At 49.6% G+C, this 15,470-nt stretch carries 16 protein-coding genes; 4 read left to right on the top strand and 12 right to left on the bottom strand.

Annotation, left to right across the window (positions count from 1 at the left end):
* Positions 1 to 11 precede the first annotated feature (11 nt).
* From gerAA to AR442_RS09825, 3 genes are read left to right on the top strand one after another with little or no spacing between them, the layout of a single operon-like run.
* Complete coding sequence (gene gerAA, locus AR442_RS09835) at positions 12 to 1,454, top strand: spore germination receptor protein GerAA (protein WP_014418845.1); 1,443 nt, start codon at positions 12 to 14, stop codon at positions 1,452 to 1,454.
* Entirely contained in the window at positions 1,429 to 2,529 is a 1,101-nt protein-coding gene (locus tag AR442_RS09830; RefSeq protein ID WP_014418846.1) for a spore germination protein, read from the top strand. Before gerAA ends, AR442_RS09830 begins: the two co-directional genes overlap by 26 nt.
* Complete coding sequence (locus AR442_RS09825; RefSeq protein WP_014418847.1) at positions 2,526 to 3,638, top strand: Ger(x)C family spore germination protein; 1,113 nt, start codon at positions 2,526 to 2,528, stop codon at positions 3,636 to 3,638. Before AR442_RS09830 ends, AR442_RS09825 begins: the two co-directional genes overlap by 4 nt.
* A gap of 41 nt (positions 3,639 to 3,679) precedes the next feature.
* On the opposite strand, the gene liaR is transcribed toward AR442_RS09825, so the two are convergent.
* The 11 genes from liaR to AR442_RS09770 form a co-directional block, all read right to left on the bottom strand.
* Complete coding sequence (gene liaR, locus AR442_RS09820) at positions 3,680 to 4,312, bottom strand: two-component system response regulator LiaR (RefSeq protein ID WP_014418848.1); 633 nt, start codon at positions 4,310 to 4,312, stop codon at positions 3,680 to 3,682.
* Positions 4,290 to 5,372: a two-component system sensor histidine kinase LiaS gene (liaS, locus tag AR442_RS09815; protein ID WP_014418849.1), complete on the bottom strand. Its 1,083-nt coding sequence runs from the start codon at positions 5,370 to 5,372 to the stop codon at positions 4,290 to 4,292. Before liaS ends, liaR begins: the two co-directional genes overlap by 23 nt.
* Positions 5,369 to 6,100 carry a cell wall-active antibiotics response protein LiaF gene (gene liaF, locus AR442_RS09810; protein ID WP_003151794.1) on the bottom strand — a complete coding sequence of 244 codons (732 nt, stop codon included), beginning with the start codon at positions 6,098 to 6,100 and terminating at the stop codon, positions 5,369 to 5,371. The genes liaS and liaF overlap by 4 nt, the downstream gene beginning before the upstream one ends.
* Positions 6,101 to 6,126: 26 nt before the next feature.
* Positions 6,127 to 6,996 carry a LiaG family protein gene (gene liaG, locus AR442_RS09805; RefSeq protein WP_014418850.1) on the bottom strand — a complete coding sequence of 290 codons (870 nt, stop codon included), beginning with the start codon at positions 6,994 to 6,996 and terminating at the stop codon, positions 6,127 to 6,129.
* A gap of 105 nt (positions 6,997 to 7,101) precedes the next feature.
* The gene (gene liaH, locus AR442_RS09800; RefSeq protein WP_007410057.1) at positions 7,102 to 7,779 is read right to left on the bottom strand and encodes a stress responsive protein LiaH; all 678 of its coding nucleotides are present in this window, start codon (positions 7,777 to 7,779) and stop codon (positions 7,102 to 7,104) included.
* 13 nt (positions 7,780 to 7,792) lie between these two features.
* A complete protein-coding gene (locus tag AR442_RS09795; RefSeq protein WP_007410056.1) occupies positions 7,793 to 8,173 on the bottom strand; it encodes a protein liaI in 381 nt (126 codons plus the stop codon).
* Positions 8,174 to 8,340: 167 nt separating this feature from the next.
* Positions 8,341 to 9,609: an MFS transporter gene (locus tag AR442_RS09790; protein ID WP_014418851.1), complete on the bottom strand. Its 1,269-nt coding sequence runs from the start codon at positions 9,607 to 9,609 to the stop codon at positions 8,341 to 8,343.
* A 164-nt stretch (positions 9,610 to 9,773) separates the two neighbouring features.
* Positions 9,774 to 10,343 (bottom strand): cob(I)yrinic acid a,c-diamide adenosyltransferase, encoded by a 570-nt coding sequence (locus AR442_RS09785; protein ID WP_053285173.1) that lies wholly within the window; start codon positions 10,341 to 10,343, stop codon positions 9,774 to 9,776.
* Positions 10,340 to 11,566, bottom strand: a complete 1,227-nt coding sequence (locus tag AR442_RS09780) for an ABC transporter ATP-binding protein (protein WP_053285172.1) — start codon at positions 11,564 to 11,566, stop codon at positions 10,340 to 10,342. The genes AR442_RS09785 and AR442_RS09780 overlap by 4 nt, the downstream gene beginning before the upstream one ends.
* Positions 11,563 to 12,609: a FecCD family ABC transporter permease gene (locus tag AR442_RS09775; protein WP_014721787.1), complete on the bottom strand. Its 1,047-nt coding sequence runs from the start codon at positions 12,607 to 12,609 to the stop codon at positions 11,563 to 11,565. Before AR442_RS09775 ends, AR442_RS09780 begins: the two co-directional genes overlap by 4 nt.
* A complete protein-coding gene (locus tag AR442_RS09770) occupies positions 12,572 to 13,516 on the bottom strand; it encodes an ABC transporter substrate-binding protein (RefSeq protein WP_053285171.1) in 945 nt (314 codons plus the stop codon). Before AR442_RS09770 ends, AR442_RS09775 begins: the two co-directional genes overlap by 38 nt.
* Before the next feature lie 187 nt (positions 13,517 to 13,703).
* Here AR442_RS09770 and AR442_RS09765 point away from each other — a divergent pair, with 187 nt between their 5' ends.
* Entirely contained in the window at positions 13,704 to 14,495 is a 792-nt protein-coding gene (locus AR442_RS09765) for an SDR family NAD(P)-dependent oxidoreductase (protein WP_053285170.1), read from the top strand.
* A 50-nt stretch (positions 14,496 to 14,545) separates the two neighbouring features.
* Here AR442_RS09765 and AR442_RS09760 read toward each other — a convergent pair whose 3' ends face one another.
* Complete coding sequence (locus tag AR442_RS09760; RefSeq protein ID WP_053285169.1) at positions 14,546 to 15,424, bottom strand: SMP-30/gluconolactonase/LRE family protein; 879 nt, start codon at positions 15,422 to 15,424, stop codon at positions 14,546 to 14,548.
* Positions 15,425 to 15,470 lie beyond the last annotated feature (46 nt).

Here is a 15,470-nt window from a genome sequence, read left to right as displayed (position 1 = left end):
GGTGACTGTCGATGACGCAATCGGAATTCAAGGAATACATACACGTTAATCTGGCACTGGTGCTTCCCCACGTAGAGCAGAATGATGACCTGGTTCAAAATAAAAAGATGCTTCCGAACGGGCTTGTTTTTTATTATATGTATCTGAGTGAAATGAACGACGAAGACAAAATAAAAGAGGCGATGGAAACGCTGCTTCGGGAGGAAGACACCCTGACGCTGGATACGGTGGCGAAACGTCTTGATAAGATCGACGCCCGTCCCGTCTTTACGTCGAAGGAAGCCGTCATCTCCATTCTGCGAGGAAAATGCGCCGTGTTTATTAACGGACTTGACAGCGTATACATTTTGTCCACGGGAAAAAGAGAAAAAAGAAGCGTGAATGAACCCACATCCGAAAAGGTCGTAAGAGGTCCGAAAGTCGCCTTCATAGAAGATTCTGATACAAACGTCGCCATGATCAGGCAGCGCACGAACCATCCGAAGCTGAAAACGAAAAAGGTTCCGATCGGAGAAAACAAGTTAAAATACGCTACTGTCATGTACATAGATGATGAGGCGGACCCGTCTGTCGTCAGCGATGTTGTAAAGCGCCTCAGCGAAGTGAAGATGGACGACATCCAGGATTCCGGAACGCTTGAGGAGCTTATTGAGGATAATAAGTATTCGCCCTTTCCGCAAATACAAAATACGGAACGGCCTGATAAAGTCTCTTCCGCCTTGTTCAACGGCCGCGTCGCCATCCTTGTCGACAACTCGCCGTTTGCGCTGGTGGTCCCGGCTTCTTTAGGAATTTTAATGCAGTCTCCCGATGATTATTATGAACGGTGGATTTCCGCCTCGCTCATCCGGGCGCTGCGGTTTACGTCTATTTTTATTACGCTGTTTTTTTCGTCCATTTATATCGCCCTCGTTTCGTTTCACCAAGGGCTGCTGCCGACGACGCTTGCAGTCACCATCGCGGCGAACAGAGAAAACGTTCCCTTCCCGCCTATCATTGAAGCGATGGTAATGGAAATTACGATAGAGCTGCTGAGAGAAGCGGGCTTGAGGCTTCCCAGCCCGCTCGGCCAGACGATCGGATTGGTGGGCGGAGTTGTCATCGGCCAGGCGGCCGTTGAAGCGAATATTGTCAGCTCCATCATGGTCATCGTGGTCAGCATTGTCGCGCTCGCTTCATTTACGGTGCCGCAGTACGGGATGGGTCTGTCGTTCCGTGTGCTCCGTTTCATTTCGATGTTTACCGCGGCAGCTTTCGGGCTGTACGGCATGATTTTATTTATGCTGACGATCTACACGCATTTATCGAGACAGCGAAGCTTCGGTTCTCCGTATTTCTCGCCGAATGGATTTTTCAGCTTAAAAAACGCAAACGACTCTATTCTCCGTCTCCCTATTAAAAATCAACCAAAAGAGGCGAAAAACGTAAATGAGCCAGAAAACAACTCACAATAAGCTTACAAGCTATCAAGGGACAGCGTTGATTTCAAACACGATGCTCGGCGCGGGACTCCTCACCATGCCGCGGGCGCTGTCATCAAGGGCAAATTCGCCGGACGGCTGGATCGCGTTATGTCTGGAAGGCGTCATCTTTATCTTTTTGATTTATCTCAATACGCTCATTATGAAAAAGCATCAGTACGGATCATTATTTGATTATATGAATGAAGGACTCGGCAAATGGGCGGGAAATATCGTCAATCTTATGATCTGTCTCTATTTTATAGGAGTCGCCAGCTTCGAAGCCAGGGCGATGGCGGAAATGGTCAAGTTTTTTTTATTGGAAAGAACGCCCGTGCCGGTCACGCTGTTTATCTTTATCGCCTGTTCCGTTTATTTAATTATCGGCGGCATGAGCGATATCGGCAGGCTCTTTCCTTTCTATTTAACGATTACGATCATTATTTTGCTGGTGGTGTTTTCTTTCAGCTTTAAAATATTTGATCTGGACAACCTGCGGCCGGTGCTCGGGCAGGGGTTTTCTCCCGTTATGGCTTCCTTGACCGTCGTTTCTGTTTCCTTCTTGGGAATTGAGATTATGCTGTTTCTCCCCGAGTACCTCAAAAATAAAAAGCACACATTCCGCGTATCGGCCATGGGCTTTGGCATCCCGATTATTTTATACATCATTACCTACGTACTCGTCGTCGGCGCCTTAACCACCCAAGATGTCAAAACAATGATCTGGCCTACGATCGCGCTCTTTCAATCATTTGAAATCAAAGGGCTTTTTATTGAAAGGTTCGAGTCCTTTTTGCTTGTTGTCTGGATCATCCAATTTTTCGCCACCTATGTCTCGTACGGGTATTTCGCGACATCAGCTCTTAATAAAATTTTCGGGCTGAAGCAGAAAAAAGGGATCATCTTCGTAGGGATCGCGACATTCTTCGGATCATTGATGCCAAAAGACGGCAACAAGCTGTTGATGTTCAGTGATATTCTCGGCTATATCTTCTTGGTTTTCTTTTTGCTGCCTTTACTGATGTTTGGAGTCGTCGCTGTGAAAAGGAAGGTGAAAAAAGCGCAATGAAGAAATACATCGTAATCATGCTTTGCACATTGCTTTTGGCCGGGTGCTGGGACAGCCGCAATATAGAAGACTTGAGCCTCGTTATCGGGGTCGGGCTCGATAAACCCGAGGAAGAAAATGTAGAAGTGACACAGCAGATTCTGATCCCGCAAAAAGCAAGTTCCCAGCAGTCGTCGTCAGGCGATACGACAAAAGTAACGTCCACTCCCGGGGAAACCGTCCATCAAGCATTAAGAACGGCATCGTTAAAAAATCACCCCGCATTCTCCCAGCACTTGCGTATCATGCTGTTTTCCGAAGCGCTGTTAAAGGATAACATTCCGCTTGACGCATTGATGAACCAATTTATCAGGGACAACGGTACGAGAAGAAGCTGCAATGTGATGACGGTGCCGGATAAAACGAAAGATATTTTCAAAATCAGTGACCAGGGAGAACCTGCGTCAAATACGATCTATGACTTAACGGAGAATAATTCGGTCACCATCCGGATGATGGAGCCCGTGACATTGGGGGAAATATCCGAGAAAATCGCCAAAGGCGAGACCTTTGCCCTTCCTCAAGTGCGCCAAGTGGGCAGCAGACTGGAAATCTGGGGCGCTACCATTATTAAAAATAAATTCTGGTATGCGAATTTAACGCCTTTACAAGTCCAGAATATGAACCTGTTCACAGGCACGGTAAAGGGGGGCGTCACGTTTGCAAAGCATGACAATCATTATTTATCCTTCGAAGTATTTTCCAGCAAATATAATGTGAAAACACAATATAAACACGGAAAATTCAAGTTTATCGTCACCCGGTTTGTTGAAGGCCGTCTGTCTGAGGATTGGAATCCGAAAGAAGATTCCTTCAAGGAGTCCTATATAAATGAAATCAAAAACGCGGTAAAACGCAGCATTCATTCAGATGTCATGGCATTCATTGATTACATGCAGCATGAGTTGAAAGTGGATATTACCGGGTTAGGCGATCAAGTCCGGATTCATTATCCCGATAAATGGAAAAAGATATCCTCGGACTGGGACCATCACTTCAGTGAATCGGATATTGAATACAAAGTCAAAGTCGCCATCAGGGATTTCGGAACAAAGGGAATGTCCCAATGACCCTGTCTTCGGGAGAGTGTGCTGGCGCCGCTCTCCTTTTCTTATGTCACGAGATGATTGCGGTGGGCATATACGGCTGCCTGCGTGCGGTCACTGACATCAAGCTTTGACAATATATTCGTAACGTGGGTTTTTACCGTTTTAATCGTAATGAACAGCTCTTCACCAATCTCTTTATTCGTCTTGCCTTCCGCGACGAGACAGAGGATTTCCAGTTCTCTTTTTGTCAGCGTTTCATGCGGAAGCTGATTCTCTGAATGGCGCAGCCTTGACAGCACTTTTCCCGCCACCTTCGATTCAAGCTTCGGTTCGCCCTTGGCAGCCGCTCTGATGGCTTCGGCTATTTCTGCCGCCTTGGACGTTTTCAGCAAATAGCTGAGCGCTCCCGCTTCGATCACCGGATACACTTTGTCGTCATCAATAAAGCTCGTCAGCACGATGATTTTCGGGTCATTGAGTTTCGCGCAGATCTGTTTTGTCGCTTCGATGCCGTCCATGCCGTCCATGACAAGGTCCATTAAAATCACATCCGGCAAAAGCTCTGCGGCCAGATCGACGCCCTGCTGCCCGTCTGATGCTTCACCGGCGACTTCAATGTCCGGCTGTGATTCTAAAAATGCGGCCAGACCCATCCTGACCATTTCATGATCATCAATCAGCAACACTCGAATCACTGTCGTTCTCTCCTTTTGTTTTCTGATAAATCGGGACTTTCACGTCGATCTGCGTGCCTTTTCCCTTTACGGAGATAATTTCCGCTATGCCGCCGATTTCACTCGCTCTTTCCTTGATGGAATGCAGGCCGTATGAGGATGCTTTCACTTGATCCATCGTAAAACCCGCCCCATTATCAATGACTTTAAGCTGAAGTTTTTGATGTTTCGCGCCGAGCCTGACGGTGACCTTGGTCGCCTTTGAATGTCTGAAAACGTTGGAAAGCGCCTCCTGCACGATGCGGAACAGATGATCTTCAACGCCTTTTGACACACCCGTATCGCTGATGTCCCACTCAATATCCAGCGGCTGCTTCGCTTTGAACTCTTTTAACAGCTCAATCAGCCCTTCTTTTAAGCCTTTTCCTTCTAAAGTGACGGGCCGCAAATGCAATAGCAGCGCTCTCATCTCGTTTTGCGCTTCCCCCGCCATATGTTCAACCATGCGAATCCGTTTGACGATTTTGTCATCCGCATCTTTCACCTGCTCTAAAACGGCGGATGTCATCATAGAAATGGCAAAGAGCTGCTGGCTGACGGCATCGTGCAGATCGCGCGCCAGCCGCTGGCGTTCTTCAGTGATGACCGATTTTTTCATTTGATCCTGCCATTCCGCCCGTTCGTTGGAGAGCTTTTGCAGCGATGTGACCTGGAGCTCGACCCGCTTGGCCATTTCGTTGAGCTGATCTGCCGCCAGACCGATTTCATCATCGCCGAGCGGCGGCACCCGATAAGCAAAATTGCCGTTTTCAAATTTCAAAACCGCTTCAATCAGTGTATCCATTCTTGTTTTCAGGCGGCCGCCGTATACATAACCGGAAATCAATCCCGCCGAAAGAGACGCCAAAAGCAGGATGACCACAAACGGAATACCGAACCAGCCGGAAGAAAACAGCAGCATCGGATCAAGCCCGTAATACAGCAGCATCAGCGTAATAAACACCGCGCAAAGGAGCAGACTGAGTCCCGCGGTCATCCGCATGGCGCGCCACTGAATATTGGCGAGTAATTTTTTCCTCATAAATACTTCACATCCACATCGCCGATGAATAACGAAATTGAAATTTTAATCCGCCGCGGCGAGTCGCCGTACTCAGACGATACTTTATACAGATTCGGGCTCATGCCGCTTTTCTTAGAGCCGAGCAGGTTCATATCGCCGATAAAAGCCGATGAACTGACGGACACTTCGATATCCGGCGGGACGTACACATCAACATTGCCGATGACACCGCTGATGGTCATCGTACTTTCTCCTTCGGGAATCATCGCTTTTGACAAATCAATTTTCACATCGCCGATGAATCCGGAAACATTTAAATCATTCAGCTCAAACGGGTCCTTCATCATCCGGAGCTCGCCGATAAAAAAGCTGCGGAGGTCCGGCTGTCTGCTTTCCGTCTGGGCGGAAGGCTTTGGCTGCTCTTCTTTTTCAAGATTGATTTTCTTCTCTTTATGTTCATACACGCGCTTTCCTTTCAGGAGCCTGTAGCCCGCGTAGATGAGAAAGGCGGCGAAGGCATAGCCGAACAGGTTAAAGGTGGCGCTGAACAGGTTTCTCAAAAATAAAAAAGCGGCGAAGATATAGAGGACGGAGCCGAGCCAGCCGCGGGAATATTTATTAAAAATATAGCCTGTGATCAGAAAAAAGAGCGGCCAAAACAAGAAGTCGCCGATGCCGATAATACGCAAAAACATGCTGACGCCTAATAAGGCGATGATAAGTCCGAGAATCTGTTTTTTTGCCATCAGCTGCTTGCCCCTCCTTTCCTTGACTATTGCAGTGCAATATTGCCGCTCGTCACCTTTATATCAATCGGCCTGGCGCCGCTGCCTTTCATGCCGGTAAATGCCCCGCCTTCCTTACTCGTTTTCTCAAAGGAATAAGACGGCTGAATCCTTCCGCTTGCCGTCTCGGCGTTCACCGTAAAACTTCCGTCTTTCGGCAGGCTGATCGCTGCGCTGCCGCTCGCAAGCCTGACGGATACGGGAGCATCCGCCGTCTCAAGCGAGGCATCGACACTGCCGGAAGCGACCCGCACGTCAAGGGCCCCCACCACATGTTGAAGCCCGACATGTCCCGAGGATAAGCGGACATCCCCCGTTTTTGCCGCAAGGCCTGCTGCTGTGAGATTGCCCGACAGCCCCTTCGCTTCAAACACATCCGTCTTCACGTGCTTCAGCGACATATTCCCGCTTACAGAACGGACGCCGAGGTGCGCAAGAGACAGCCCCTTGTTTCCGTCAACGGCAATGCTGCCGTTTGATGTATGGACGGTGATGTCCCGATGATAATCATACGGAATGCGGACAATCAGCAGAGGGCGCTGAAAGAGATTCAGAAATTGGAATCCTTTCTCCTTCGCTTTAAGATTGAGGGTCTTTCCCCTGTTTTGGACAAACATTTTCCCCGCCGGTCCCGTCATGTTTGCCGCGATATCATTCCGCGCTTCCGCGATGATTTTCACATCCGTCTGTTCCGATGAAACCGACAGGCTGTTGACGGCACGCGGCGGTATGCTTGCCGATTCCGCTTCTGTTTCGTACAGCGGAAAAAAACGCCCAGCAAACACTTCTTTCACCAAAAACAGACAGCAGATCAGAACGGACGCCGCCATCAGTCCTTTGGCAATCTTACGCTTCATTACGTTCCATCCTTTTTCATTCATTTTATTATAAAGGAAAAGCCGGAGAATTGATACGTGCGTATAGGGAAGAGGCGTAAACGCGCCGATCTTCCCTTGTGCACATTATTCATGAGCCGCTTTTTGACGCTCTGTTTTTTCCAGAGAAAGCGAGCGCATTTTTTCAATCTCAGCTTCCACCTCATCTGAATATTGGGAGCGGCTGTATTCTGTGTTCGCCTCAGCTGAAGTACCGTATTTGACACGGACTTCCATTTCTTCAATGCGGCTTTCCATTCGAAGGAACTCTCTGTAGGCGCTTTCGCTGTCAATTTTGTCGAAAGAAGCGTTCATATGTTCCTTCGCATTTGCCGCGTTCGCGCGGGCGATGAGCGCCTGTTTTTTATCCTTTACGTCGCGGAGGCGCGTTTCTAAAGTTTCCAGTTGCTCTTTCAGCTCTGCCAGCTGTGTTTTCGCCTGCTCATACGCTTTTTCATGTTCGGCCGCTTTTCCCTCAAGGTATTTCATTTCAGTCAGCGCCTTTTTCGCTAGCTCCTCTTCCCCGGCGTCAAAAGCAAGCTGAGCCTGGTTTTTCCGTTTTGCCGCCGTTTCGGAGGCGTCTTCCTGTTTTTTCTTAAACTGATGAACGATCGTGTGCTGTTTGACAATCGTTTGTTTCGCCTTGGCGATGTCACTTTCCATATCACGCACATATTGATTCAGCATGACTTTCGGATTTTCTAATTTATCAAGCCCTTCGTTAACAGATGCGACGAACATATTTCTTATTCTTTTTAAGACCATTTTGTCTTCCTCCTTATTTTTTCTTCAGAAATTCTTCCCATTCAGAGTCAAATCCGGATTGATAGCCCGGTGATGCCGCTTCCGGTTCATACTGGCGGGAAGCGGTGTCTGAGCCGCCCTGCTTCATCATCTTCCACCCGAAATACACCATGGCGCCGGCCAGTCCGATCGCAACGATAAATGGAAGAGAACCGACGAGAATCATAGCTCCGATGACGCCCGCGATGATACCCGATACCGCCCGGCCTTTTGAAAAACGTTTGATTCCCCAGTAAAGCATCAGGCCTCCGATCGCCAGCGGGATGATAAATGCGAAATGGCCTCCTCCGAAAAAGACAGAAAGTCCGAACACAATCAGCAGAAAGCCGCCTGCCGTTTTACCATTTATATTCATGCAGATCCTCCTTTCGTTTTCCTTGTCTTTACTATAAACAAATCCCGCGGCCGGCAAAACGAGTCAGAGATTGATTTTCATATCAGACCGGAGTCGTATAAGCCCCCGGACCTTCGCATAAAAAAAACGCCGCTGCACCGGACGGCGCAGGGCGTTTTACGAAAAATCTATATTCTGATGCTCGCTTCTTTTTCCCTGATGAGATCTGAGCGTTCGGCTTTGGCCAGCTTCGTAAAGAACAATATTCCGAGACCGGACAGGACTTCAACGAGACCGCCGGCGGCAATGACTTTTCCGGGACCGAAGGCGTTAGCCGCATATCCGCAAAGAACCGCGCCGAGCGGAATGGATATGTTTGAAATCATATGGATGACAGCATAGACTTGCGGCTGGTCATCATGGTCCACAGACGTCTGAATAATCGTATATTCCGGCACATTAATCGCGCTGACGGCAGATCCGAACGCAAACGCGGCGAGGAAGACGAGCGGCAGAAAAGTGTTGAGGCCGGTGATAAAAAATGCCGCTCCTTCTATGATTCCCGCTGACACAAACAGGAGACCGTATTTGTTCACCTTCACCTTAGCCAAAATAAAACCCATTAAAAAGGCTCCGCCCGTTCCTGTCGCTTTCAAAAGCGAGTAGATGATCGGCGGCATGTTTAAATCTTCGGCGACATAAACGGCAGAGAGCGCCTCCCACGGAGCGGCCGCAAAATTCATGAAGATACAATAGATGGCGAGCGGGTATAAAATCTGGTGTTTCCTGACAAGAACGAAACCCCGTTTGAGCCTTCCGAAATACGTCCCGCGCTGTCTGACGGCGACGGTATCCTGTTTGGCATGCCGGACTTGGTATGACATAAAGAGTACGAGAAAACCTGATAGAAGATAGAATATAAGAGCGATAAACAAAGAATAAGCGGGACTGATAAATGTTAAGAACACCCCGCTCAGCGTAATGGCGGCAAGCCTGACGATCTGGCCTGATGACTGGATGACCGCATTCGCTTTCTGCAGGCTGTTTTCTCTGACAATATTGGGGATTAACGAGATGGATGCAGGATTATAAGCGGCTCCCGTGGCTGAATGCACAATCATGAGAAGCATGACAAACCATAAAGGAGAAAAACCGTTAAAATAACAGATCGGAATAATCAGCACGACCGCCGCGCGCGTGAGGTCGGAGAAATACATCCAGAATTTCAGCGTATGCTGCTTCATAAAAGGCCCGGTAATCGGCGCCAGCATCGCCTCCGGAAGGAACGTGACCGCAATTAACAGGGACGTGCCGATCGCGCCTTCCCCGTCAAAAATCAAAAACCACAGAATGGAATTAAAGGCAAAACCGTCGCCTGACAATTTAACCAGCCTTGAGATAAACAGAAGGGTGAAATTTTTATTCCAGATGCTCTCGCTCTTATTATATGTATCCATCTATCAAATCCCCCATTATTTTACAATGTTTCTTATAATATCTCATTTTTTAATTTTTCAGTCAATAATGCATAAGATACATTTTCCTCCTGTCAATAAAGGTTCAATTGATGGATATCTCTATAAAAAAACAGCCGGCTTGCTGCTGCCGGCTGAACAAAACGTTATTCATCATCACGGAATACCGCGGCGCTTCTTTCATACTCTATATCCTGAACGCCCTGTCTTGCGTTAATCGCTCTTGCCGCCGCGAAAAAATAATCAGACAGGCGGTTCAAGTAACGCATCACCGTATCGTTTATCTCTTCTGTTTTGCCCAGTTTCACGACGAGACGCTCAGCCCGTCTCGTGACGGTCCGCGCGATGTGAAGCTGAGCAGCCGCCTTATGCCCGCCCGGAAGAATAAATTTCTCAAGCGGGGGCGCTTCAGCCGTGTAACGGTCTATGCAGTCTTCCAATGCGGAAATAGATGTCTCTCTTAATGTATAGCTTCTATGTTCAGTGACCGTCGCCAAGTCGCCGCCGCAGTCAAACAGCTCATGCTGAATGTTTCGGAGTTCGGCTTTCACATCACCGCAATTCTCACAATCATCAAGCTCCGCAAGCGCAAGCCCGATAAAGCTGTTCAGCTCATCAATCGTCCCGTAGCTTTCAACCCGCAGATTGTCTTTATCCGTTCTGCCGCCGATCAGGCTTGTCTGTCCTTTATCGCCGGTTTTCGTATACAGCTTCATCGTTGTATTCCTCCTTCTTCCGCCGCTTTTACACATGCCGCGGTTCCTCTTCTGACGGCTCTTTCCGCTTGAGGGACGTCCATCGCCTCTCCTGTCTGCAAGGCACAAATGACAATGTCGCCTTTTGCCTGTCTGCCGGAAAGAGCCTGCATTCTCGCTTCTGCCGCTGCCGTTAACAGCCGTACAAATCCCTGTTCCGATAAACGTCCGCTGATCAGCACCCAAACGGTATGCTGCGCAGTCACCGCAATTGTGACCGAATCAAACGTACGGCAGATCAAACCAGCGGCCGCTGAGCCGGAAAGCCGGCGGCTCCACGAAAATCCCGGGCCGTCAGATGCGGTTGTCAACATTCTGAACGGCCGTTCTGTATGAAGCGTTACGGTATTTCCGCTTTTGTTTATCAGAGAGGCGAACGGAACGTTGACAGGCTCTCTTTCCTCCCGCGCTTCCGGCATGAAAGCGATCAGCGGTTTCGGCGACGATTGCTGGGCAACAGCGCTGACAGTGATGCCGTAAATGTCTTCAATCGTCTCTTTTTTCAAAGCCTGATCCGGCGTCTGCTTCGGAAAAGCGCGTCCGTCTTTCATCATCAGGAGCTGATCACAATATTGGCCTGCGGCGTTTAGGTCGTGAAAAATACTGATGACCGTCAGGCCTCTTTCTCTCGTCAGCCGCTTCACCGTATCAAGCAGGTCTTTCTGATATTTGAGATCAAGAAAGGTCGTCGGCTCATCCAGACACAGCACCTCAGGCTGCTGAGCCAGCGCCTGCGCCAGATAGACGCGCTGCCGCTCCCCGCCGCTCAGATTGCGGACGGATTGCTGCGCATATCGGTCGATGCCCGTCATTTCCATCGCTTCCCGGACAATGTCTTCATCATGTTGATCCATCTGTCTGAAGAGTCCTTTTTGATACGGGTATCTGCCGAAGGACACTGTTTCCTTAACGGTAAATGTAAAAGCTTGCTCCGTATGCTGCGGCAAAACGGCCATGATTTTCGCAAGCTCCCGCGGCTTGTATCCGCCGACGGGCCTGCCTGCGACGAGCGCCTCGCCTTTTGACGGAGAGAGCATTCCCGTCAGCAATTTCATCAGCGTTGTTTTTCCCGAGCCGTTCGGACCGAGTATGCCGACAAATTCACCTTTTTCGGCGGTAAAGCTGACATCTTCCACAATCATCCGGCCTCCGTACCCGCCGGACAGGCTGCTCACCCTGATCATAAGCGTTTCCCTCCATGATGCTGGCGAAGCAGAATCAAGGCAAATACAGGTGCTCCCGCCAAAGCCGTCATAATGCCGATCGGCAATTCGACAGGCTCAATGACGGTGCGGGAAAACAAATCCGCCAAAATGAGAAACCCGGCGCCCGTCAATGCTGACAGCGGCAGTAAATGGCGATGATCCGTTCCCCATAAGAGCCGTGTCACGTGGGGTATGACAAGGCCGACAAATCCGATCGTCCCCGAGACGGCAACCGCTCCTCCCGTCAGCAGAGATCCGGCGGCGATCATCAGCAGTTTTCTTTTTCCCGTACTGACGCCTAACAGCCTTGCCTTTTCTTCTCCATAAGTCATAATGTTTAATTCTTTGCCATTGATAAGCAGAAGCGCCGTCCCGGCCAGAAAAAAAGGCAGAAACAGCGCGACATAGCCCCAGCCCCTCATTGACACGCTTCCTAACAGCCAGCGGACAATCGGGAGCAGATCATTGCCCGTTAAAGCGATCACAAGCGAAATGAGAGCTCCGAGAAAAGAATTCATGATGATGCCTGTCAAAATGAGCGTCGAAACCGACATCGACGCATGAACGAGGCGGCTGAAAAACAGAACCGCCGCCATGACCGCAATGGCTGCGGCGATGCTGACAACCGGTAGTGTGAACCGGCCGATGACGGGTATCTGAATGCCGAAAAACAAGGTGATAACGGCTCCCGCCGAGGCTCCCGAAGATACCCCGAGTGTATAAGGGTCGGCGAGCGGATTTTTCAGAAGTCCCTGAAACGCCGCTCCCGCAATGGATAACGCGGCTCCGACAAGGGCAGCCAGAACGACTCTCGGCAGGCGGATATTCATCATAATATTTACATTCATAGGGTCAGCCGAGGATGTCCGGCCGATCCCGATCCAAAAAACGTCGGATAAAGGAATATGCAGACTGCCGATTGAAATGCCGAGTGCCGTACAAACGGCTAAAAACAGCAGGCTGACCGTGTAGGCCAGCGGGCGGTTACTTTTTAAACGTTTCAGGATAAACGCTTTCTGCAAGCTTCTCGACCCCTTTGACAAGGCGCGGGCCTGAGCGTGTGACAAGGTCAGGATCAACAGAATAGACATTGTGGTGTTTGACCGCATTGACGGCACCCCAGCCGGCGCGTTTTTCCACTTCAGCGGCCTTTACGCCGTCTGTCGTAATGATGACGTCCGGATTCATTTTGACAATTGCTTCATCCGTCAATTGCACCCAGCCGGTCTGGCTGCCGGCGGCGTTTTTCGCGTGTATATCTTTAAGCATTTCGTTCATAAACGTGCCTTTCCCCGTCGTGTAGCCGTCAGGAGACACTTCGACGAATACTTTCTTTTCGTCTTTTTCAGAAATGGCCGCCGCTTTCTTTTCTATGCCGGAAAGGTCGGATTTCATCGATTTGATCAGCTTATCCGCCTGCTTTTCTTTGCCGGCCGCTTTTCCGATCATGCTGATTGATTTGTACACGTCTTGGAACGATTGCGCATCATTGACCGTTAAGACGGTGATGCCCGCATCTTTCAGTTGCTTCATCGCATCGGCGGAAGCGGACATAGAGGACGCGTGGGCAAGCACGAGATCCGGCTTCAGCGCGATGACTTTTTCAGCGTTCACATTCATATCTCCGACTTTCGGTTTTTTTACCGCTTCTTTCGGATATGTATCATTTGTCGTGACGCCTGCGACCTTATCTCCCAGTCCGAGCGCGTATGTAATTTCCGTATTGCTCGGCATGAGGGAAACGATTTTTTCCGGTGCCTGCTTTATGGTTACTTTTTCGTTCGCGGCATCCTTAATGGTTACCGGGAATGCTTCGGTTGAGACGGCTTTTTGTTTGGCCGCGCTTCCTTCTTCCTGTGCGCCGGAACAGCCGGCGATCACAAAGGCGGTGACCAAGAGCGTCGCCCAGACGGCAGTGATCTTCTTCATTCTTTTAACTCCCCCTGATTATGGTAAACGGTTGTCTCTTTGACATTCGTATCCTTTTTTCGCAGTAATTATACTATAAGTCTTTAAGGCTTGTATATCCGGCCTTTTTGCATGAAAGCAAATTGTTCGTACACACTAAAATTCATCATGTATACTGTTACACAATGGTGTAAAAAGGAGGATTATCATGGAATTACAGCTTGAACGAAAGCTCGTGTTGATTACAGGATCAACTTCAGGCATCGGAAAAGCCGCGGCAAAAAGCTTTTTAGCCGAAGGCGCCGAGGTGATTGTAAACGGAAGAAAAAAAGAAACTGTGGAACGGACGGTTGAGGAGCTTACCGCTTACGGAACGGTTCACGGCATCGCTGCGGATTTATCGCGTCAGGATGAGGCGGATGACTTGATCAAGCGCGCCGGCGGAATCGGGGAAGTCGATATTCTCGTCAATAATCTCGGTTTTTTTGAAGTAAAGGACTTCGCTGAGGTGTCTGATGACGAATGGACTCGGTATTTTGAAGTGAATGTTATGAGCGCCGTGCGCCTGTGCCGGCGTTTTCTGCCGCAAATGCTCGAAAGAAACAGCGGACGGATTCTGAACATCTCCAGTGAAGCCGGAGTCAAACCGCTTGCGCAAATGATTCCGTATTCAATGACGAAAACGGCGTTAATCAGCTTGTCCCGGGGAATGGCGGAAATGACGAAAGGCACAAATGTCACGGTCAACTCCGTGCTGCCGGGACCGACATGGACCGAAGGCGTCGCTTCTTACATGGAAGGAGCCGCAAAGGCTGCCGGAGAAGACACGGACAGCTTCGTCCGGGATTATTTTAAAGTGAATGAACCGACATCATTGATTCAGCGCTATGCAACCCCGGAAGAAGTCGCCAATACGATTGTATTTCTCGCTTCATCAGCGGCTTCTGCCATTAACGGCACCGCACAGCGGGTTGAAGGCGGCATCATCCGCTCCATTTAACACAAAAAAGCCCGGCACAATGGGAACTTCCCCATATGCCAGGGCTTTTTTTACATCATGCCTGCAAACGGAACCGGCTCCCAGCCGCCCGTCTCAAGCTCTGCTGAAAACAGGCCGCCCGCATGCGGCTGCTCAAGTCTTTCGGCTTCCGTCAATTTTTCCGTTGCGGTCGTAATGTATAACGTGTTCAAGTCTCTGCCTCCGAACGCGCAGCAGGTGACGTATTTCGCCGGAACTTCGATAGATGCAATTTCCTTATGCAAAAACGGGTCAATCCGGACGGCACGGCCGCCTCCGAACAGAGCCACCCACAGCATTCCGTCACGGTCAATGGTCATTCCGTCGGGAGATCCTTGCGACTCCGGAAAGCGGTAGACCGTTTTCGGATCTGATACGGCTCTGGTTTCAGGATCGTATGCATAACAGACGATTTCCTGCGTCGGAGTGTCGATATAGTACATCAAGTTTCGGTCCCGATCCCAATCCAAACCGTTCGAGGTGGAGACCTGGTCTTTTATTTTGGCAAGGCTGCCGTCCGTATTCAGACGGTACAGCGAAGCCTCCTCTTCTTTGCCTTCCATGCTCGTCGTTCCCGCCCATAATCTGCCGGACGGGTCGCATTTTGCGTCATTGAAACGGATATCTTCCCGCATGTCTCTCGGCTGCTTCATCTTCGTCAATGTATCTTCCCGAAGATTGTACAGGTAAAAACCGTCTTTCATCGTCATCACCAGCTCTTCCTTTGAATACAAGGCCAGAGCTGTGACAAATGATTTGAATTTAACGGAACGGTTGATTCCGTCAGCCGGAGTGAAGATATGGAGCTGGCTGCCCAGTATATCCACCCAGTACAGGCATTGCTTGTCCTTGTCCCATAAAGGGCCTTCTCCGATAACCGCTCTCGTATCTGCTCGTAATGCTGCTTCCATGTGTGAACACCTCTTTTGCTTGTCAGTCTTCTATTGTTATTCCCGA

It is taken from the genome of Bacillus velezensis (assembly GCF_001461825.1).
Taxonomy (GTDB): domain Bacteria; phylum Bacillota; class Bacilli; order Bacillales; family Bacillaceae; genus Bacillus; species Bacillus velezensis.
The sequence above is the reverse complement of the archived record's forward strand: the minus strand, read 5'-3'. Positions and strand labels throughout refer to the sequence as shown.

Excerpts from the sequence above, each read along its gene's own strand:
- AR442_RS09830 (WP_014418846.1), top strand. The coding sequence starts at position 1,429 with ATGAGCCAGAAAACAACTCACAATAAGCTTACAAGCTATCAAGGGACA.
- AR442_RS09795 (WP_007410056.1), bottom strand. The coding sequence starts at position 8,173 with ATGAATATAAATGGTAAAACGGCAGGCGGCTTTCTGCTGATTGTGTTC.
- liaS (WP_014418849.1), bottom strand. The coding sequence starts at position 5,372 with ATGAGGAAAAAATTACTCGCCAATATTCAGTGGCGCGCCATGCGGATG.
- AR442_RS09825 (WP_014418847.1), top strand. The coding sequence starts at position 2,526 with ATGAAGAAATACATCGTAATCATGCTTTGCACATTGCTTTTGGCCGGG.
- gerAA (WP_014418845.1), top strand. The coding sequence starts at position 12 with ATGACGCAATCGGAATTCAAGGAATACATACACGTTAATCTGGCACTG.
- AR442_RS09785 (WP_053285173.1), bottom strand. The coding sequence starts at position 10,343 with ATGAAGCTGTATACGAAAACCGGCGATAAAGGACAGACAAGCCTGATC.
- liaG (WP_014418850.1), bottom strand. The coding sequence starts at position 6,996 with ATGAAGCGTAAGATTGCCAAAGGACTGATGGCGGCGTCCGTTCTGATC.
- liaF (WP_003151794.1), bottom strand. The coding sequence starts at position 6,100 with ATGGCAAAAAAACAGATTCTCGGACTTATCATCGCCTTATTAGGCGTC.
- AR442_RS09760 (WP_053285169.1), bottom strand. The coding sequence starts at position 15,424 with ATGGAAGCAGCATTACGAGCAGATACGAGAGCGGTTATCGGAGAAGGC.
- AR442_RS09790 (WP_014418851.1), bottom strand. The coding sequence starts at position 9,609 with ATGGATACATATAATAAGAGCGAGAGCATCTGGAATAAAAATTTCACC.
- AR442_RS09780 (WP_053285172.1), bottom strand. The coding sequence starts at position 11,566 with ATGATCAGGGTGAGCAGCCTGTCCGGCGGGTACGGAGGCCGGATGATT.
- liaH (WP_007410057.1), bottom strand. The coding sequence starts at position 7,779 with ATGGTCTTAAAAAGAATAAGAAATATGTTCGTCGCATCTGTTAACGAA.
- AR442_RS09770 (WP_053285171.1), bottom strand. The coding sequence starts at position 13,516 with ATGAAGAAGATCACTGCCGTCTGGGCGACGCTCTTGGTCACCGCCTTT.
- AR442_RS09765 (WP_053285170.1), top strand. The coding sequence starts at position 13,704 with ATGGAATTACAGCTTGAACGAAAGCTCGTGTTGATTACAGGATCAACT.